The organism is Kitasatospora sp. NPDC053308 (assembly GCF_055585785.1).
Genome location: NZ_JBVJJY010000009.1, coordinates 123,384 through 141,042, shown reverse-complemented (window position 1 = coordinate 141,042; position 17,659 = coordinate 123,384). Strand labels below are relative to the sequence as shown.

Annotated in this window: 15 protein-coding genes; 9 read left to right on the top strand and 6 right to left on the bottom strand. The window is 74.4% G+C overall.

Translation table 11 applies throughout. From position 1 onward, the window contains the following. Positions 1–110: 110 nt before the first annotated feature. The 3 genes from ACZ6Y7_RS21500 to ACZ6Y7_RS21490 are packed head-to-tail and all read left to right on the top strand — an operon-like array spanning position 111 to position 2,551. Positions 111–917 (top strand): ABC transporter ATP-binding protein, encoded by an 807-nt coding sequence (locus ACZ6Y7_RS21500; protein ID WP_465759502.1) that lies wholly within the window; start codon positions 111–113, stop codon positions 915–917. Then, positions 904–1,809, top strand: coding sequence for an ABC transporter permease (locus tag ACZ6Y7_RS21495; protein ID WP_465759501.1), 906 nt, complete (start codon positions 904–906; stop codon positions 1,807–1,809). Before ACZ6Y7_RS21500 ends, ACZ6Y7_RS21495 begins: the two co-directional genes overlap by 14 nt. Positions 1,810–1,819: 10 nt before the next feature. Then, entirely contained in the window at positions 1,820–2,551 is a 732-nt protein-coding gene (locus tag ACZ6Y7_RS21490; RefSeq protein WP_465759500.1) for a sirohydrochlorin chelatase, read from the top strand. A gap of 160 nt (positions 2,552–2,711) precedes the next feature. Here ACZ6Y7_RS21490 and ACZ6Y7_RS21485 read toward each other — a convergent pair whose 3' ends face one another. Continuing rightward, positions 2,712–3,794, bottom strand: a complete 1,083-nt coding sequence (locus ACZ6Y7_RS21485) for a hypothetical protein (RefSeq protein WP_465759499.1) — start codon at positions 3,792–3,794, stop codon at positions 2,712–2,714. Between the two features lie 113 nt (positions 3,795–3,907). Between ACZ6Y7_RS21485 and ACZ6Y7_RS21480 the strand changes: the two genes are divergently transcribed. Beyond that, positions 3,908–4,777 (top strand): helix-turn-helix transcriptional regulator, encoded by an 870-nt coding sequence (locus ACZ6Y7_RS21480; RefSeq protein ID WP_465759498.1) that lies wholly within the window; start codon positions 3,908–3,910, stop codon positions 4,775–4,777. A 73-nt stretch (positions 4,778–4,850) separates the two neighbouring features. Here the strand turns inward: ACZ6Y7_RS21480 and ACZ6Y7_RS21475 are convergent, their stop codons facing one another. From ACZ6Y7_RS21475 to ACZ6Y7_RS21460, 4 genes are all read right to left on the bottom strand, one after another. Beyond that, entirely contained in the window at positions 4,851–5,564 is a 714-nt protein-coding gene (locus ACZ6Y7_RS21475) for a ricin-type beta-trefoil lectin domain protein (protein ID WP_465759497.1), read from the bottom strand. Positions 5,565–5,867: 303 nt separating this feature from the next. Beyond that, complete coding sequence (locus ACZ6Y7_RS21470; protein WP_465759496.1) at positions 5,868–7,538, bottom strand: DEAD/DEAH box helicase; 1,671 nt, start codon at positions 7,536–7,538, stop codon at positions 5,868–5,870. Between the two features lie 159 nt (positions 7,539–7,697). Then, positions 7,698–7,904, bottom strand: a complete 207-nt coding sequence (locus tag ACZ6Y7_RS21465; protein ID WP_049657493.1) for a cold-shock protein — start codon at positions 7,902–7,904, stop codon at positions 7,698–7,700. A gap of 339 nt (positions 7,905–8,243) precedes the next feature. Beyond that, positions 8,244–10,445 (bottom strand): MMPL family transporter, encoded by a 2,202-nt coding sequence (locus ACZ6Y7_RS21460; protein WP_465759495.1) that lies wholly within the window; start codon positions 10,443–10,445, stop codon positions 8,244–8,246. 567 nt (positions 10,446–11,012) lie between these two features. On the opposite strand from ACZ6Y7_RS21460, the gene ACZ6Y7_RS21455 reads away from it, so the two are divergent. The 4 genes from ACZ6Y7_RS21455 to ACZ6Y7_RS21440 all read left to right on the top strand — a co-directional run bounded on the left by ACZ6Y7_RS21455 (position 11,013) and on the right by ACZ6Y7_RS21440 (position 16,478). Then, positions 11,013–13,265 (top strand): MMPL family transporter, encoded by a 2,253-nt coding sequence (locus ACZ6Y7_RS21455; RefSeq protein WP_465759676.1) that lies wholly within the window; start codon positions 11,013–11,015, stop codon positions 13,263–13,265. Between the two features lie 118 nt (positions 13,266–13,383). Continuing rightward, positions 13,384–14,277, top strand: a complete 894-nt coding sequence (locus ACZ6Y7_RS21450) for a phosphotransferase enzyme family protein (RefSeq protein WP_465759494.1) — start codon at positions 13,384–13,386, stop codon at positions 14,275–14,277. A gap of 195 nt (positions 14,278–14,472) precedes the next feature. Beyond that, the gene (locus ACZ6Y7_RS21445) at positions 14,473–15,492 is read left to right on the top strand and encodes a polysaccharide deacetylase family protein (RefSeq protein WP_465759493.1); all 1,020 of its coding nucleotides are present in this window, start codon (positions 14,473–14,475) and stop codon (positions 15,490–15,492) included. Positions 15,493–15,512: 20 nt separating this feature from the next. After that, positions 15,513–16,478: a hypothetical protein gene (locus ACZ6Y7_RS21440; protein WP_465759492.1), complete on the top strand. Its 966-nt coding sequence runs from the start codon at positions 15,513–15,515 to the stop codon at positions 16,476–16,478. A 12-nt stretch (positions 16,479–16,490) separates the two neighbouring features. On the opposite strand, the gene ACZ6Y7_RS21435 is transcribed toward ACZ6Y7_RS21440, so the two are convergent. Next, positions 16,491–17,192: an exonuclease domain-containing protein gene (locus ACZ6Y7_RS21435; protein ID WP_465759491.1), complete on the bottom strand. Its 702-nt coding sequence runs from the start codon at positions 17,190–17,192 to the stop codon at positions 16,491–16,493. 137 nt (positions 17,193–17,329) lie between these two features. On the opposite strand from ACZ6Y7_RS21435, the gene ACZ6Y7_RS21430 reads away from it, so the two are divergent. After that, a complete protein-coding gene (locus ACZ6Y7_RS21430) occupies positions 17,330–17,629 on the top strand; it encodes a hypothetical protein (RefSeq protein WP_465759490.1) in 300 nt (99 codons plus the stop codon). Positions 17,630–17,659 lie beyond the last annotated feature (30 nt).

Genomic DNA, 17,659 nt, shown 5'->3' with positions numbered 1-17,659 from the left:
GCCCCCGCCCGTCCGGTCGATCCCCGATCGATGCCCACCGGAGCGGGCGGGGCCCGGGCCACGGCCCCGACCCGCAGCCCACGCAGACCACTCACGCAGGAGGTGCCCGGATGACCTCGGCACTGACCACCTCGGCGCCCGCCTCCCCCGGCGCCGGCGCCCACGGCGGCGCGCCCGCCGTCCGGATCTCGCACGTGCACAAGTCCTTCGGCCGCCCCGGCGCCCAGACCCACGTCCTGGACGACATCACCCTCGACGTCGCGCCCGGCGAGTTCGTCACCCTGCTCGGCGCCTCGGGCTGCGGCAAGTCCACCCTGCTCAACCTGGTCGCCGGCCTCGACAAGCCCACCGCCGGCGGCATCGAGGTGCCCGGCGGCCGTCCCGCCCTGATGTTCCAGGAGCACGCCCTGTTCCCCTGGCTCACCGCCGGGAAGAACGTCGAACTCGCCCTCAAGCTGGCCGGCCTGCCCCGCCCCGAACGCCGTGCCGAGGCCGAGCGGCTGCTCGAACTCGTCCGCCTCAAGGGCGCGTACGACAAGCGGGTGCACGAGCTCTCCGGCGGCATGCGCCAGCGCGTGGCGATGGCCCGGGCCCTCGCCCAGGGCAGCAAGGTCCTGCTGATGGACGAACCGTTCGCCGCGCTCGACGCCATCACCCGCGACGTGCTGCACGACGAGATCACCCGGATCTGGGCCGAGCGGCAGCTGTCCGTCCTGTTCGTCACCCACAACGTCCGCGAGGCCGTCCGCCTGGCCCAGCGCGTCGTCCTGCTCTCCTCCCGCCCCGGCCGGGTCGCCCGCGAATGGCGGATCGACCTGCCGCAGCCGCGCCGCATCGAGTCCGCGGGCGTCGCCGACCTGTCCATCGAGATCACCGAAGAACTGCGTGGGGAGATCCGTCGCCATGGCCAGCACTGACACCACCCCCGTCCTGGACAAGGCCGCCGGCAGCACCGACACCGCCGACGTCGGCGCCGGCCTGGACGCCCTCGACGCCGTCACCGCCCAGCGCGGCAGCCTCGGCCAGGCGCTGCGGACCAAGGCGCTGCCGCCGCTGATCGGCGTGCTCGTGGTGCTCGCGCTGTGGCAGGGCGCGTACAGCCTGCACCTCACCTCCTCGTACAAGCTGCCCAGCCCGCTGGACGTCTGGCACTCCGCGCAGGAGCTCTGGTACCAGGGCACGCTGTTCTCGATCATCTGGACCAGCGTGTGGCGCGGCCTGTCCGGCTTCCTGCTCGCCGTGGTGATCGGCACCCCGATCGGCCTGGTGGTCGCCCGGGTCAGGCCGGTGCGCACCGCGATCGGCCCGGTGCTGCAGGGCCTGCAGTCGCTGCCCTCGGTCGCCTGGGTGCCGGCCGCGGTGATCTGGCTCGGCATCAACGACTCGATGATGTACGCGGTGATCCTGCTGGGCGCCGTCCCCTCGATCGCCAACGGCCTGGTGGCCGGCATCGACCAGGTGCCGCCGCTGTTCCTGCGGGCCGGGCGCACCATCGGCGCCACCGGCCTGGCCGGCGCCCGGCACGTGCTGATCCCGGCCGCGCTGCCCGGCTACCTGGCCGGCCTCAAGCAGGGTTGGGCGTTCTCCTGGCGCTCGCTGATGGCCGCCGAGCTGGTCGCCTCCTCCCCCGACCTCGGCCGCGGCCTCGGCCGGTTCCTGGAGGACCAGCGCGAGTTCTCCGACATGTCCGGGGTGCTGCTCGGCATCGTCCTGATCCTGTTCGTCGGCATCGCCATCGAGCTGCTGGTGTTCACCCCGGTCGAGCGCCGGGTGCTGCGCAACCGCGGCCTGCTGGCCGCCGGCAAGTGAGGCACCGCCGATGACGCCCGCCCTCCTCCTCATCGCCCACGGCAGCCGCGACCCGCGCCACGCCGCGTCCGTGGCCGCCCTCGTCGAGGAGGTGCGGGCGCAGCGGCCCGGCACCGAGGTCGCCACCGCGTACCTGGACCACTGCGCACCGCGGATCCCGCAGGTGCTCGCACGGCTGGCGGACGCGGTGGCCGTCCCGCTGCTGCTGAACCGGGCGTTCCACGCCAAGCACGACATCCCCGCCGCGCTGCGCGCCGCCGGCTCCCGCCTGCCGGTGGCGGACGTGCTGGGGCCGTCCCCGCTGCTGCCGGCCGCGTTGGACCGCCGGCTCGCCGAGGCCGGCCTGGACGTCGCCGCGCCGGCCGTCCGCGCCCGCACCGGCGTGGTGCTGGCCGCCGCGGGCTCCTCCGACCCGGCCGCCGACGCCGCCACCCGCGCGGTGGCCGCCGAGTGGCAGCGCACCCGCGGCTGGGCCGCCGTGGAGGTCGCCTACGCCTCCGCCGCCGGCCCCCGCGTCCCCGACGCCCTCGCCGCCCTCCGCGCCGCCGGCGCCGAACGGACGGCGGTCGCCCCCTACCTGCTCGCCCCCGGCCGCCTGCCCGACCGCATCGCCGCGGCCTCGGCCGGGGCCGACGTCCTCGCCGACGTCCTCGGCCCCGCCCCCGAGCTGGCCACCCTGCTCCTGGAGCGCTACGACCGGGCCCGCCACACGGCGCGGGCGCGCCCGGCCCTCACCGCCTGAGCGGGGAGCGGTCCCTCACGCGTGATCCAGGATGCTGTGCTCGCCGAGGTCGGAGGCGAAGCGCGCCAGGGTGCTAACCCTGGTCCACCGCGCAGGCGGATCGCGTACGGCCCGGCGCCCGGTCGAACGGGAGCCGGGCCGTCAGGCGGCCCGCCGCCGATCAGATCCGGCGCAGGGTGAAGGTGTCCGACGGCCGGCCCGCGAGGGCGTCGGCGAGGCCGGCGGAGAGCTGGTAGACGCGGCCGGCCGGGCCGGCGATGAGCGCGGTGGGGGTGGCGTCGGCGGAGGGGCGGACGGCGGTGAGGCGGGCGGTGCGCCAGTGGTCGTCGGAGCGCAGTTCGACCTCGGCGTCGCGGCCGGCCCCCAGGAGGGCGTTGGTGACGCCCGCGACGGAGCCGTCCGGGCGGCCCAGCAGGCCGTCCAGGTGCAGCAGGGCCCCGGCGTCGCCGGCCACCTCGACCTTCCGTACGGCGGCCGGGTTCCGGAGCGGGACCTGCCACAGGGTGCCGTCGTCCCACTTGCCGAGGACCAGCCGGCCCTCCCGGTAGACGATGCCGTTGAGGCCGTACGACCCGGGGGCGGGGGCCAGCCGCGGGTCGCGCAGCAGGACGGAGGCGGCGCCGTCCGGCGTCACCCGGTAGACGACCGGGGCGAAGGAGTCGGTGACGTACGCCGTGCCGTCGGGGCCGACCGCGATGTCGTTGGCCAGGTGGCCGCCGCCGTCGGCGGCGACGGCGGCGAGGTCGGTGTGGAAGATCCGCCGGCCGGTGTCCAGGTCGTAGGCGCCGATGCCGGCGATCTTCCCGAGGGTGGCGGGGCCGCTGCGCTCGCCGAGGCCGTTGTCGAGGTCGGTGACCAGGACGCGGCGGTGGACCGGGTCGATCCGCAGGCCCGCGATCTCGGTCAGCGCGGGGTCCTGCACCAGGGTGCGCACGCTCCCGTCGGTGCCGACGGCGGAGACGGTGGCGTGCCGCAGCGAGCCGAGCAGGAAGCGGTGGTGGGAGGCGTCCCAGGCGCCCGCCTCGGGCACCAGACCGGGCGCCCGGCCGGTGATCACGGCCGGCGCCGGGCGGTCCGCCGGCGCCACCGGCGGGGCGGCGGGCGCGGAGAGGACCGGTGAGGCGGAGGCGGGCGAGGCGACGGCGGGCGCGGCCGCAGGCAGTGCGCCGGAGGCTCCCAGCAGGGTGGTGAACGCGGCCGCGGCCAGGGTGCGGCGGAGAGTACGGTGCTGACGGTGGCTCATCGGAATTCCTCTGCGCGTGCGGTCCGTTGTCGTGATCGAGTCTCGTGCGAACGGGCGGGCCGCAGCAGTGCGTGAGGGTACTGGTAGTCCGGCTACCAGGAAGGACGGGGGACATGACGGACGTCGAGGACGCCCAGGAGCGCCGTACGGCGCTGTCGAGCTTTCTGCGCAGCCGCCGGGCCCGGCTGGCCCCGCAGGACGTCGGGCTGGCGCCCGGGGTGCGGCGGCGCACGCCGGGGCTGCGGCGGGAGGAGCTGGCGCTGCTCGCCGGCGTGGGGGTGACCTGGTACACGTGGTTGGAGCAGGGGCGGGACATCCATCCGTCGCCGGAGGTGCTGGCGAGCCTGGCCCGGACGCTGCGGCTGGACCGGGCGGAGACGGCGTACCTGTTCCGGCTGGCCGGCAGCCACCCGCAGGACGGCGAGGTGGCCGCGCCGGGTGACGTCCCGGTGCCGCTGCTGCGGCTGATGCGGGCACAGTGGCCGGCGCCGGCCTTCGTGATGGACGCCAACTGGGACATCCGGGCCTGGAACCCGGGCGCGGACGCGCTGTTCGGCCTGACCGGCCGGCCGCCGGAGGAGTGCAATCTGGCCTGGGTGGTGTTCGGCAACGCGGTGCACCGGGCCCGGGTGGAGCACTGGGAGGAGCACGCCCGCCGCTTCCTGGCCCAGCTGCGGTCCGCGTACGCCGAGCGCGGCGGGGAGGCGACGGCGGTGGGGCGCCACCTGGCCCGGATGATCCAGCAGGTGCGCGCCGAGTACCCGGAGGCGGACCGCTGGCTGGACGAGCACCAGGTCGCCGAGCGGGGCGGGGCCGAGAAGCTCATCCGCCACGAGGTGGTGGGCGAGCTGCGGATCGACCAGCACGTGCTGCTGGCCGCCGAGGGCCTGCAGCTGATCGTGATGGCGCCGCGCGACGCCGAGACGAAGGAGCGGCTGCGGTCCCTGGCCCCGACCCCGGCCCCGGCCGTCGCCGCCGTCTGAACGCGGCTCCGCCGCCCCGGCGCGGGGGCCGGGGCGGCGGAGCGCAGGCGGGTCCTCTCCCCCGGCCGGGTCGTCAGACCGGCAGGTTCCACTTCTGGTTGGCGGCGCCGTTGCAGTCCCAGATGCCCAGCTGGTTGCCGTTGGTGGTGGAGAAGCCCAGGTCGTCCAGGCAGCGGCCGGACTGCGGGTTCAGCAGCGAGCCGTCCGGGCGGGCCTGCCACTGCTGGGCGCCGGTGCCGTTGCAGTCGTAGATCTGCACCCGGGTGGCGTTGCCGGTGTTCCCGCCCTGCACGTCCAGGCACTTGCCGAGGGCGCGGATCGTGCCGTCGACGCCGATCCGCCACTTCTGCGCCCAGGTGTTGTTGCAGTCGTAGATCTGGACGGGGGTGCCGTTGCCGAGGTTGGCGCCCTTCACGTCGACGCACTTGTCCGCGTAGCCGGTGATCTGGCCGGTCGGGCCCGCCGGCGGCACGGCGCCGAGGACGACCCGCGGGAACATCACGGTGTCGCCGAAGCCGCAGGAGGCGGAGGCGGAGCCGTCGCCGATCGCCACGCCGCCCAACGCGGGGCGGGAGAACTGCACGGTGTGGTCGGCGTTCCAGTAGAAGCAGCTGGCGGTGACCGACCAGGTCTGCATCGGGTCGAGGCCGGTACAGGTGCCGATCGCGTTCCAGCCCGCGGCGTAGGCGCCACAGGCGGGCGCGGCCTGGGCGGAGGTGGCCGGGGCGGCGAGGGCGGCGGCCCCGGCGAGCAGGGCGGTGGTCAGCAGTGCGGAGGTGCGGCGCATCGGTACGGTCGTCCTTCCGGTCGGATTGATGACGGCAACTCACCGTTCGCGCAACCGTGTTGACGCTGCGTCGAATGTGTGGGCCGAGTGAAAGACTCGGGGTCGCACGGTCGACCGTCAACGGCAGTTCGGCGGCAGCTGCCGCCTGACCGGGGGCTGATCAGCGCCGTCGGCCCGGGCGGCAGTTCCACCGCGGCGGGCACGCGCCCCCTGGGCACGGCGTCCCGGAACGCGGAACGGGCCCCGCGCCCTCCCCCGGTGCGGGGTGGTCGCGGGGCCCGTTCGGCGGGGCCGGGGCGGCGGTCAGTCGGCCTTGCGGCGCTGGCGCCCCGTCCCGTAGTTGGAGCCGGACTTGGAACCGCTGCCGGGCTTGGCGCGCCCGGAGGAGCGGCCGATGAAGCCGGCCGCCTGGTGCCGCTCGCCCTGGGCGCCGCCGATCCGCTGCTTGGGGCGGGGGCGGCGCGGGTTGCCGTTCATGTCGACGTCGGTGGGCAGGCCGGAGCGCTTGCCCGGGCGGCGGCGCGGGGTGGCGGACTTGGCCTCGACGGGCTTCTCGGCCACCGCGACCACCGGCACGGCCAGCGTGACCGGGACGCCGCTCGGCGTGCGGGCGCCGGTGATCCGGGCCAGGTCGGCGTCGCCGGGGCGGATCTTGGTGACGGTCGGGCGGATGCCGGCCACCGTCATCAGCCGGTTGACCTCGCGGCGCTGCTCGGGCAGCACGAGGGTGACGACCGTACCGGACTCGCCGGCCCGGGCGGTGCGGCCGCCGCGGTGCAGGTAGTCCTTGTGGTCGATCGGCGGGTCCACGTTGACGACCAGGTCCAGGCCGTCGATGTGGATGCCGCGGGCGGCGACGTTGGTGGCGATCAGCGCGGTGACGTGGCCGTCGCGGAACTGGTCCAGGACCCGGTTGCGCTGCGGCTGGGACTTGCCGCCGTGCAGGGCGGCGGCCTTCACGCCGTTGGCGAGCAGCTGCTTGGCGAGCCGGTCGGCGCCGTGCTTGGTATGCACGAACATGATCACGCGGCCGTCGCGGGAGGCGATGTGCGCGGTGGCGGAGGCCTTGTCGGTCGGGTCGAGCTGGAGGACGTGGTGGTCCATGGTGGTGACCGCGCCGGCCGACGGGTCCACCGAGTGGGTCACCGGGTCGTTCAGGAAGCGCTTCACCAGCCGGTCGACGTTGCGGTCCAGGGTGGCGGAGAACAGCATCCGCTGCCCGCCCTCGGCGACCTGCTCCAGCAGCTTGCTGACCTGCGGCAGGAAGCCCATGTCGGCCATCTGGTCGGCCTCGTCCAGGACGGTGATCGCCACGTCGGACAGGTCGACGTCGCCGCGCCCGATCAGGTCGTCCAGCCGGCCGGGGGTGGCGACCAGGACCTCGGTGCCGCGGCGCACGGCGTTGGCCTGCCGGTTGATGGACATGCCGCCGACGACGGTGGTGATCCGCAGGTTGACGGCGGTGGCGTACGGGGTGAGCGCCTCGGTGACCTGCTGGGCCAGCTCGCGGGTGGGCACCAGGACGAGCGCCAGCGGGTGCCGGGCGACGGCGCGGCTCCCGGCGGTACGGGCGAGCAGCGGCAGGCCGAAGGCCAGGGTCTTGCCGGAGCCGGTGCGGCCGCGGCCGAGCACGTCACGGCCGGCGATCGAGTCGGGCAGCGTGGCGGCCTGGATCGGGAAGGGCTCGGTGACGCCCTCGCGGCCGAGCGCGGAGAGGATCGCCTTGGGCAGGTCCAGCTCGGCGAAGGTGGCCGCCGGCGGGCGGGCCGGGGTGCCCTGGACCACGGTGAACTCGGTGGCCTCGGGGACGGCGGCGCGGGCCTGCTTGGGGGCGCCGGCGCGGTTGCGCGGCTTGCGCGCGCGGTCGCCGCCGGCGGGGCGGCGGGCCTGGTCGGCGCCGCGGTCGGTGCTCCGGGTGCCGCGGTCGTTGGTGCGGGCGCCGCGGTCGCGGGGCGGGCGGGCAGGGGTGGTCACGGGGGGTCTCCGTCCGTCGGTCGGCAGCCCGCGCTGCGGGCTGGTCGGCCGTCGGGATGAAGTGCGCCGCCCCGGCCGTTCGGCGGCATGAACGGGGGCCCGCACCGTGCGGTGCGGGCCCCCGCTTCGCGATGATCGCGAGTCAGCGTGAGGCTGACGTCAGCCGATGATCTGGATGTTCTCGGCCTGCGGGCCCTTCTGGCCCTGGGTGACGTCGAACTCGACCTTCTGGCCCTCGAACAGCTCACGGAAGCCCTGGGCAACGATGTTCGAGTAGTGAGCGAACACGTCGGCGCCGCCGCCGTCCTGCTCGATGAAGCCGAAGCCCTTTTCGCTGTTGAACCACTTCACGGTGCCGGTAGCCATAACCGTCTCCTCTAAAACTGGGGCATCAGGGATCCACACCTCGTGCATCCCCAAGTAGCCGCGATCCCCATCCGGAGACTGAAACACCGGACAAAACAAATGCGCCTGTTGGTTGGAACCAGCAGGCGCACATACACGTTCATGGGAACCAAAACTGCAACTGACTCGACTGTAGCACGGTGGCACCCCGAGCGACCGGGGATTTTCCGCTGAACAGATCACGTTTGGCGCGCCCGGGGAACGGGAAAACGGCGCCCCGCCGAAGCGGGGCGCCGTCGGTGGATCAGCCTGGGGCGGGCCCGGGACCACCCGGGAGCCCGTCCGTGGCCGGGCCCGGGGTCAGTGCCGGCCGGCCGGCTCCGGCACGCCGTCGTGCGAGCCCGCCAGCGGGGCGGGACCGCCGCCGTGGCCGCGGCCGGACGGCGCCTCGTCCGCGTGGCCGGGCCACCAGGCGCGGTGGCCGAGCAGGGCGGTCAGGGCCGGGGTGAAGAACATCGCCATCACGAAGGCCGCCAGCACGATGCCGAAGGCCAGCGAGAAGCCGAGCTCCATGAAGAGCACGTTGCCCGCGAGCATGAAGGTCGCGAACGAGGCCGCCAGGATGAAGCCGGCCGCCGCGACGGTCGGGCCGCCGTGCTTGACGGCCTCGCGGGCCGCCTCGCGCGGGCTGCGGCCCTCGCGGGCCTCCTCTCGGAGGCGGGCGATGATCAGGATGTTGTAGTCGGTGCCGATCGCCACCACGAAGAGGTAGATGAAGATCGGCAGCATGAACATCAGGCCCTGCTCGCCCTTGATGTTCTGGAACACCAGGGTGGTGGCGCCGAGGGTGCCGCCGAAGCCGAGGCCGACGGAGGCCATCAGGTACCACGGCGCGACCACGCTGCGCAGCTGCAGGCCCAGGATGAGCATGATGATCAGGGCCGCGATCGGGAAGACCAGGGTGTAGTCGTGGACCATCGCGGTGTTGATGTCCTTGTACACCGAGGTGATGCCGCCGACCAGGGCCTTGCTGTCGGCCGGGGCCGAGGCGTGGGCGGTGTCGCGGACCTTCTCGATGGTGTCGATCGCCTTGTTGGAGGCCGGCGCGTCGTTCAGCATCACCGTGAAGTCCGCGGTGGTGCCGTCGGCGTTGATCCCCTTCTGGGCGACCGGCGTGGAGACCGAGGCGACCCCGGGCACGCCCTGGAGCTTGGCGCCGAAGTCCTGGACCGCCGAGTCGGCGAGCTTGGCGCCGTTGGTGCTGGTCAGGTAGACGTGGCTCGGGTCGGCGGCGCCGGCCGAGAACGCCGTCATCAGCTTGTCCTGGACGACCATCGACTCCTTGGTCTTGGGCATCGAGCTGCCCGAGAGGTCGTAGGTGCCGTTGTAGTTGACGCCGGCCAGGGTCAGCACGACCAGGATGCCGCCGGAGACCAGGGCCACCAGGCCGGGCTTCTTGCCGGTCATCCGGCCGAGCGCGGCGAAGCGGGCGTTCTTCGGCTCCTGCATCCACTTCTTGCCCGGCCAGAACACGGCCTTGGCGGGCAGGACGGCGAGCACGGCCGGGGCCAGGGTGAGCGAGACCAGGGCGGTCGCGATGACCGCGATGGCCAGCGCCGGGCCGAGCGCGGTGAACATGCCCAGGCTGGACAGGACGAGCACGGCGAAGGCGACGGCGACGGCACCGGCGGCGGAGGCGATCGCCTCACCGACCCGGCCGACCGCGTTGGCCACGGCCGTCTTGCGGTCCTCGCCCAGGCGCAGCCGCTCGCGGTAGCGGAAGGCCAGGAAGAGGAAGTAGTCCGTACCGACGCCGAGGACCACGATGATCAGGATCGCGGAGGTCATCGGCGAGGACTTCAGGTCGAACACCTTGATCGCGTCGGCGATCAGGCCGTTGGCCACCGGCATCGCGATGACCAGCGAGAGCAGGACCGGCAGGAGGCCGGCCAGGATGCTGCGGAAGATGATGCCGACGATCAGGATGACCAGCAGCAGGCTGCCGAACATGACGATGGCGTCAGTGGCGCCGGAGGCGTCCTTCTGGTCCAGGCTGCTGGCGGCCTGACCGCCGACCTGGAACTTCAGCCCGGAGCCGTCGGCGAGCTTGGAGCCCTCCTCACGCAGCTTCTTGGCCGCGTCGGGGAACTCGTCGGTCTGCATCTTGGTCTTGTCGATGGCGACCATGGACAGCGCGTACTTGCCGTCCTTGGACTTCGACGTCTTGGGGTCGACCGGGATGATCTTCTCGACGGCGGGGATGTGCGCCGCGGTGAGGCCGTTGACGACCTTGTCCATCGAGGCCTGGTCGGCGTCGTTCAGCGCCTGGCCGTCGGTGCGCTCGAAGAGCAGCAGCGCAGCGGGGGTGAAGCTGGACGGGAACGCCTGCTCCTGGAGCTGCGCCGCCTGGATCGACTCGTAGTGCTTGGGCAGGAACGCGGACTCGTCCGTCTGCGAGGTGACCTTCGGGGCCGACGCGACGATGGCGACCATCGCGACGACCCAGGCGAGGATCACCCACCACGCACGGCGAACGACGAAGTGTCCTAGTCGGTGGAACATGCTCGTGATGCCTCCTGGGCATGGTTCACCGCAGCCCTTGGGGGACGGGACGCTGGGCGACGGCAGGACCGGCCGGGACGTGCACGCGGGCACACCCTTGCCGGTCGGCAGGTAAGTAGATTCGGGCATCATCCTACGAGCACTTGCTTGCCGCCCGGCAAGGAGCCCCCGTATTCCAACCCCCGTGCGGGACCGCCCCGAACCGGCCCCGACCCAGTTTCTCCCGAGCGCGGGCTCGTTGACCTCGTGCTCCGGGTGGAGTCATCTCCCCCTCAGGGTGGAGTCGCGTCCCCTACCCCTGAGGAGGAGTTCTCGGGGTCGGGCGGTAGGGAAATCCCCACCCCGGCCCCGAGGGCAGCACCAGGGAGACGTCACCCGCCAGCCGGATTACCGCACAACTCCCGCTTCCCTACTGTCGGTCAGGCGCCGGATCCGCACCCGGCGCGCGGCGGACGGCGGCCCGGGACCGGGCCGGCGCGCCGCTCCCGGCCGGCGACCACCGCCGCTCTCCCAGGGGGGACCACCGTGAAGTCCGTACAGACCGGAGCCGCGCCCACCAGACGCGGCATGGCCGCCGCGATGGGCGCCTGGAGCGCCCGGCACCGCAGGACCGCCGTCTTCGGCTGGCTGCTCTTCGTGGTGCTCGCCACCGTGCTCGGCGGCGCGCACGGCAGCACCAAGGTGACCGAGGCCGAGTCGATGCCCGGGCAGGTCGCCCGGGCCGCGCGGATCCTCGACGAGGCCGGCCTGACGAGCCCCGCGAGCGAGACCGTCCTGGTCCAGAGCGCCACCCGCAGCGCCGACGACCCCGACTTCCGGACGGCCGTCGGCCAGGTGATCGCCGCCGTCGAGGGTACCGGCAAGGCCGCGGAGGTCCGCTCGCCGTACGACAGCAAGGCGGTCTCCCGGGACGGCCACTCCGCGCTCGTCCTGGTGACGCTGAAGGGGGACCACGACGAGGCCGTCGCCGGGGTGCAGTCCGTGCTGGACGCGGTGAACGGCGTGCAACAGCGCAACCCCGGGCTCACCGTGGTCGAGCTCGGCGACGCCAGCTCCGGCAAGTGGATCCAGGACCAGTTCAAGGACGACTTCGCCCGCGCCGAGTGGACGGCCGTGCCGCTCGCCCTCGGCATCCTGCTGATCGCCTTCGGCGCGCTGGTCGCCGCCGTGCTGCCGGTGGTGCTCGCGCTGACCGCCTTCGTCGCGGCCGGCGGACTGGTCGCCCTCACCAGCGGCCTGCTGCACACCAGCGACGACGCCGGCTCGGTGATGCTGCTCGTCGGCCTCGCCGTCGGCGTCGACTACTGCCTCTTCTACCTGCGCCGCGAGCGCGAGGAGCGGGCCGCCGGGCGCGACGCGCAGACCGCGCTGACCGTGGCCGCCGCCACCAGCGGCCGGGCCGTCCTGGTCTCCGGCATCACCGTGGTGGTCGCCATGGCCGGGATGTTCCTCACCGGGATCGCCGACTTCCGGGCGATGGCCTTCGCCACCATCCTGGTCGTGGTCACCGCCGTGCTCGGCTCGCTCACCGTGCTGCCCGCGCTGCTGTCGATGCTCGGCGACCGGGTCGACAAGGGCCGGGTGCCCCTGCTCGCCAAGCTCCGCCGCCCGGAGGCGGCACAGACCGGCGGACGGTTCTGGAACGCGGTGCTGACCCCGGTGCTGCGCCGCCCGCTGGCCGCCACCCTGCTCGCCGGGGCCTTCCTGCTCGCCCTGGCTGCGCCGCTGCTCACCATGCACACCGCCAACCTGACCTTCCAGCAGCAGCTGCCGAAGGGCAACCCGCTGGTCGCCGCCTCGCAGAAGATCGAGGCCGCCTTCCCCGGCAGCCCGGCCCCGGCCACCGTGGTCATCAGGGCCGCCGACATCGACTCCCCCGCGATGACCGCCGCGATCGCCGACCTCAAGGCGAAGGCACTGGCCAGCGGGCGGATGCACGGCCCGGTCGAGGTCACCGTGCACGCCGACCGGAACGTCGCCACCGTGGACATCCCGCTCGACGGCACCGGCAACGACGCCACCAGCAACGCGGCGCTGAGGACCCTGCGCGAGGACCTGGTGCCCTCGACCGTCCTCGCGGTGCCCGGCACCGAGGCCCCGGTCACCGGGCGCACCGCCGGGTCGTACGACTTCAACGCCAAGATGACCGGCTCGATGCCGCTGGTCCTCGGCTTCGTGGTCGCCTTCGCCTTCCTGCTGATGCTCACCTCCTTCCGCTCGCCGGTGGTGGCCCTCACCGCCGTGGTGCTCAACCTGCTGTCGGTGGGCGCCGCGTACGGGGTGCTGACACTGGTCTTCCAGCACGGCGTGGGCGCCTCGCTGCTGGGCACCGCCGGGGTCGGGGCGGTGGAGTCCTGGGTGCCGCTGTTCCTCTTCGTGATCCTCTTCGGACTCTCGATGGACTACCACGTCTTCGTGGTCTCCCGGATCAAGGAGGGCCACGACCGCGGCCTGCCGACCCGCGCCGCGATCGCCCACGGCATCCGCTCCACGGCCGGGGTGGTCACCAGCGCCGCGGTGATCATGGTGGCGGTGTTCGCGGTCTTCGGCACCCTGTCCATGCAGGCGATGAAGCAGATGGGCGTCGGCCTGGCGGTGGCCGTGCTGATCGACGCGACGGTGATCCGCGCCGTGCTGCTGCCCTCGGTGATGACCCTGCTCGGCGACCGCAACTGGTACCTGCCGCGCTGGCTGAGGTGGCTGCCGGACCTCTCGCACGGCGAGTCCGTCCCGCCGCTCGGCGCCGCGACCGCCCTGCACGGGCAGCCCGCCGCCGAGGCCCCGGCACAGGGCCCGCGGCACCGGAGGATCGGGGTCTGATCCGGTAGCCGTGACGCGCACCACGCGGGGCCCCGCAGCGCGCGGGGCCCGGCGTCCGTGCGTCATGATGATCACCGCCCGGGGCCCCGGGCGGACGCCGACGGAACGGAGCCCGGTCATGATCCCCTTCGACGAGGGCCGCGCCAGGCTGCTGCTCGCCCACGCCTGCGAGTCCGCCGGACTGCCCGGCCCCGGCGACGCCGCGCTGCTCGCCCTCGGCGAGAACGCCGTCTTCGACCTCGGCGACCCGGCCGTGGTCGCCAAGGTCGGCCGCGGCCCCGAACTGTACGACCGGGCGCAGCGCGAGCTGGCCGTCGCCCACTGGCTGGCCGGACAGGGCGTCCCGGTGGTGCGGCCGTACGACGCCGTGGCCCCCGAGCCGCAGCTCGCCGACGGCCACCCGGTCACCTTCTGGCACCGGCTGGCGCCCGCCGTCCGCCCGGCCCGCCCGGTCGACCTCGCCCCGCTGCTGCGCGGCCTGCACCGGCTGCCGGTGCCGCCCGTACCGCTCGGCCGGCGCGACCTGCTGGCCCCGGTCGAGCGCTGGCTGGCCTCCGCCGAGGGCCACGTCGACCCCGAGGACGTCGCCTTCCTGCGCCACCGCCGCAACGCCTTCGAGGCCGCCCTGCCCGACCTCGTGCCCCGGCTGCGGCCCGGGGTGGTCCACGGCGACGCGCTGCCGCGCAACGTCCACGTCGGCCCGGACGGCCCGGTGCTGCTCGACCTCGAATTCGTCGCCGACGACCTGCGCGAACACGACCTGGTGGTCCTCGCGCTCGCCCAGGACCGCTACGGGGTGCCCGGCGAGGAGTACCACGCGTTCACCGAGGCGTACGGCTGGGACGTGCGCGACTGGCCCGGCTTCACCGTGCTGCGCGGCGCCCGGGAGACCGCCAGCGCGGCCTGGGTGGCGCAGCAGGCGGCCGGCAACCCGGCCGCGCTGGCGGAGTTCCGGCGGCGGGTCGGCTCCCTGCGGGACGGCGCCACCGAGGTGCGCTGGTACCCGTTCTGACGGCAGCCGACCGCCCCCGGGCAGCGGGGGAGATACCTCGGGCAGCGGGCGGGTGCCAACCGGAGCGGATGTGAGAAGAGTCCCGGGGCGGATCGGTCCGGCGCGCAACCGGGCCGCGTACGCTCGGCGTCCTATCGGACAGTCATCCTGCCCCGAGAGATCGGCACCGCCCCCGCACCCTCAGGAGCCGCCGCCATGCTTCGGACCGCCCGCCGCCCCTCCACCCCGACCAGCCCGACCCGCTCCCGGCGCCGGCTGGTCGCGGGCTGCATCGCGGCGGCCGCCGTCCTGGGACTGACCGCATGCGGAACCGCCAGCGGGGCCCTGCAGTCGCCGAGCACCGCGGCCCAGGCGCCGCTCGCCGAGCGGCCGAGCGGCACACCGGCCACCACCCTCGCGCCCGCCCCCGGCTCCGACGGGCTGCCGCCGGCCCCGGCCTCCGCCTCGCCGTCCGCGACGGCCGCCCCGGTGAAGCCGCGCACCCCCGCACCGGCCGGCTCCTCCGCCGCCCCGGCGACTCCGGCCCCCGGCACCCCGGCCGCGGCCTCCACCCCCGCCGCGCCGCCCACCACACCGCCCGCCGCGCCGCCCACCACACCGTCCGGGCACGCCGGGGCGGGCTCCGTGATCGGCTCCACCGCCTCCGGCGGCCGCACCGTCGCGCTCACCTTCGACGACGGCCCCGGCCCCGCGACCGGCCAGATCCTCGACCTGCTCGCCCAGTACCACGCCAAGGCCACCTTCTGCGAGATCGGCCAGAACGCCGCCGCCAACCCGGCCCTGGTCAAGCGCGTGCTGGCCGCCGGGCACCGGCTCTGCGACCACAGCGTCCACCACCCGCAGCCGTTCGCGAAGCTCCCGCACGACACGGCCGTGTACGAGATCACCGCGGCCCGCGACATGATCGTCCAGGCCGGCGGCCCGGGCACCGAGGTCGGCTGGTTCCGCGCCCCGGGCGGCGGCTTCAACCCCGACAACGAGCACATCACCGCGGGCCTCGGCATGTCCTCGCTCGGCTGGTCCGTCGACCCGCGCGACTGGTCCCGCCCCGGCGTGCCGGCCATCGTCTCCACCGTGCAGAAGCAGCTCAAGCCCGGCGGCGTGATCCTGCTGCACGACGGCGGCGGCGACCGCAGCCAGACCGTGGCCGCGCTCAAGCAGCTGCTGCCCTGGCTGGTCGCCCAGGGGTACACCTTCGACTTCCCGGCGGGCTGACGGGCCCTACCCTGGTGCGCGTGACCGACCGCAGCGCCACCCCCGCCGAACTCGTCGCCGCCGTACCGGCGCTGGCCCCCTACCTGCGGCCCGCCACCCTGCTCCACCCGTACGCCGCCACGCCCGACCCGCGGGCGAGCCGGATCGGCGGCCCGGCGCTGTGGCCGGCCGGCGAGCCCTGGCCGCACTGCACCGCCGGACACCTGGACGACGACCACCAGGACGTCCCCCCGGCCGACCGGGCGATCTGGGAGGGCATCGACCACGCGCTGCGCGAGCGGGCCCGGGCCGGAGGCGACGCCCACGTCCTCACCCCCGAGGAGGCCGCCGAGCGGCGCCGGATCATTGGCGACGCCCACTCCCTCGACCTCGTCGGCTGGCGCCTCCACCGGAAGGTCGCCGAACGGCCCGCCGCCGGGACGGCCATGGTGCCCCTCGCGCACCTGCGCGTCGAGGACGCCCCGCACCTGCCCTGGCCGCGCGGCGCCGACCGGCTCCAGGTGCTCTGGTGCCCCAACGACCACGACGACCTCCAGGACGGGCGGTACTACTACGGCCCGAACGTCGAACTGCACTGGCAGCGCGCCGCCGACCTCAGCCCGGTCGCGCCCCCGGCGCCCCGGCGCAGCGACGACGAGTACCTGCCGACACCCTGCGCGCTACGCCCCGAGCACCTCCTCGACCTGCCCGACCAGGACGAGCTCCCCCGCGAACTGCACGCCGCCGCCGAGGAGTTCGCACAGCGGCACGGCGTGGAGTACCACCGCGCCCTGTCCTGCGCGGAGGGCTGGAAGCTCGGCGGCTGGCCGTCCTGGCGCTCCACCGACCTGGTCCCGATCGACTGCGCCTGCGGCGCGCGGATGGTCCACCTGCTCACCGTCGACAGCGGTGGGGACCCGGACCTCTCCGTCGGGCGCCACGGCGAACTGCACGTCTTCACCTGCCCGGTGGACCTCACGCACCCGGTCGGCCTGGACCTGCAGTAGGGGCCGGGCCGCTCAGCGGGCGGGCCAGCGCGGGTCGATCACCGCCTGCGGGTCCTTGCCGCGGCGCAACCAGGCCTGCAGGCCCTGCGCCCAGTCCCGGTACCAGTCGATCTGCCGCCGGTGCAGTTCGGCCGGCGCCACCTCCCCCACCTCGGCCGGGTAACGCCCGGCCAGGGCGACGGCGACCCGGACGGCGGCCAGCGCGTCGCTGCCCGCCTCGTGGGCGTCCGTCAGCTCCACCCCGTACACCTCGCAGACCCGCTGCAGGGTGCGCGAGCCCTTGCGGTACTTGTCCACGGCCCGGTCGATCACCAGCGCGTCCAGCACCGGCCCGACGGGCGCGCCGAGGCGCTCCGCGAGCGTCGCCAGCCCGTACCGCCGCAGCTCGGCGTCGAGCAGCGACAGGTCGAACGGCGCGTTGAACGCCACCACCGGTCTTCCGGCGGCGATCCGCCCGCAGAGCGCGGCGGCTATCTCCTCCACCGCCTCCTCGGCCGGGCGGCCCTTGCCCCGCGCCACCTCGTCCCCGATCCCGTGGATCGCCTCCGCCTCGGCGGGTATCGGCACTCCGGGATCGAGCAGCCAGTGCGCGGCCCCCACCCGGGCGGCCCCGACCGTGTCCACGAGCGCGGCCGTGACGATGCGGTCCACGGCCGGGTCGGTGCCCGTGGTCTCCAGGTCGAAGCCGACCAGTGGCTGCTGCCACCAGCTCATCAGGTGTGTCCTTCCGTCCTGCTCTCGAAACAGCCCCTATCATCACCCGCCCCACCGACAACCCGGCCCGCGGGGCGGCTGACCCCGGTCCCCGCCGGGCCCAGGCTGGTCCTCGGACCCGAACGAAGGAGCCGACCGTGAGCACTGCCCCGGACCTGCCCGTGCCCCCTCGCCGGCCTGACGAGCCCCACCCACTGCGGACGATCGGAGAGATCCGCGCGTCCCTGCCCGCGGACCAGGTCGAGCACTTCGACGCCGAGCTCGCCGACACCGATATCGACGAGTTGCCGGCGATCCTGCACCGCTGGGCAACCCTCGGAACCGACGGCTTCGTCGACTGGCTCCTGTCGACGCCCTTCGAGGGGCTGGACTTCGGATCGCGCTCCTACGACGACCAGACGGACCCGGAGTCATCCACCCGGCGGACGCCACCGTGATCGCCGAACCCGCCACCCGGCCGAAGCCCG

Bases quoted from the DNA above. Each gene is read 5' to 3' on its own strand.
- ACZ6Y7_RS21500 (WP_465759502.1), top strand. From the start codon at position 111: ATGACCTCGGCACTGACCACCTCGGCGCCCGCCTCCCCCGGCGCCGGC.
- ACZ6Y7_RS21495 (WP_465759501.1), top strand. From the start codon at position 904: ATGGCCAGCACTGACACCACCCCCGTCCTGGACAAGGCCGCCGGCAGC.
- ACZ6Y7_RS21490 (WP_465759500.1), top strand. From the start codon at position 1,820: ATGACGCCCGCCCTCCTCCTCATCGCCCACGGCAGCCGCGACCCGCGC.
- ACZ6Y7_RS21485 (WP_465759499.1), bottom strand. From the start codon at position 3,794: ATGAGCCACCGTCAGCACCGTACTCTCCGCCGCACCCTGGCCGCGGCC.
- ACZ6Y7_RS21480 (WP_465759498.1), top strand. From the start codon at position 3,908: ATGACGGACGTCGAGGACGCCCAGGAGCGCCGTACGGCGCTGTCGAGC.
- ACZ6Y7_RS21475 (WP_465759497.1), bottom strand. From the start codon at position 5,564: ATGCGCCGCACCTCCGCACTGCTGACCACCGCCCTGCTCGCCGGGGCC.
- ACZ6Y7_RS21465 (WP_049657493.1), bottom strand. From the start codon at position 7,904: ATGGCTACCGGCACCGTGAAGTGGTTCAACAGCGAAAAGGGCTTCGGC.
- ACZ6Y7_RS21460 (WP_465759495.1), bottom strand. From the start codon at position 10,445: ATGTTCCACCGACTAGGACACTTCGTCGTTCGCCGTGCGTGGTGGGTG.
- ACZ6Y7_RS21455 (WP_465759676.1), top strand. From the start codon at position 11,013: ATGGCCGCCGCGATGGGCGCCTGGAGCGCCCGGCACCGCAGGACCGCC.
- ACZ6Y7_RS21450 (WP_465759494.1), top strand. From the start codon at position 13,384: ATGATCCCCTTCGACGAGGGCCGCGCCAGGCTGCTGCTCGCCCACGCC.
- ACZ6Y7_RS21445 (WP_465759493.1), top strand. From the start codon at position 14,473: ATGCTTCGGACCGCCCGCCGCCCCTCCACCCCGACCAGCCCGACCCGC.
- ACZ6Y7_RS21435 (WP_465759491.1), bottom strand. From the start codon at position 17,192: ATGAGCTGGTGGCAGCAGCCACTGGTCGGCTTCGACCTGGAGACCACG.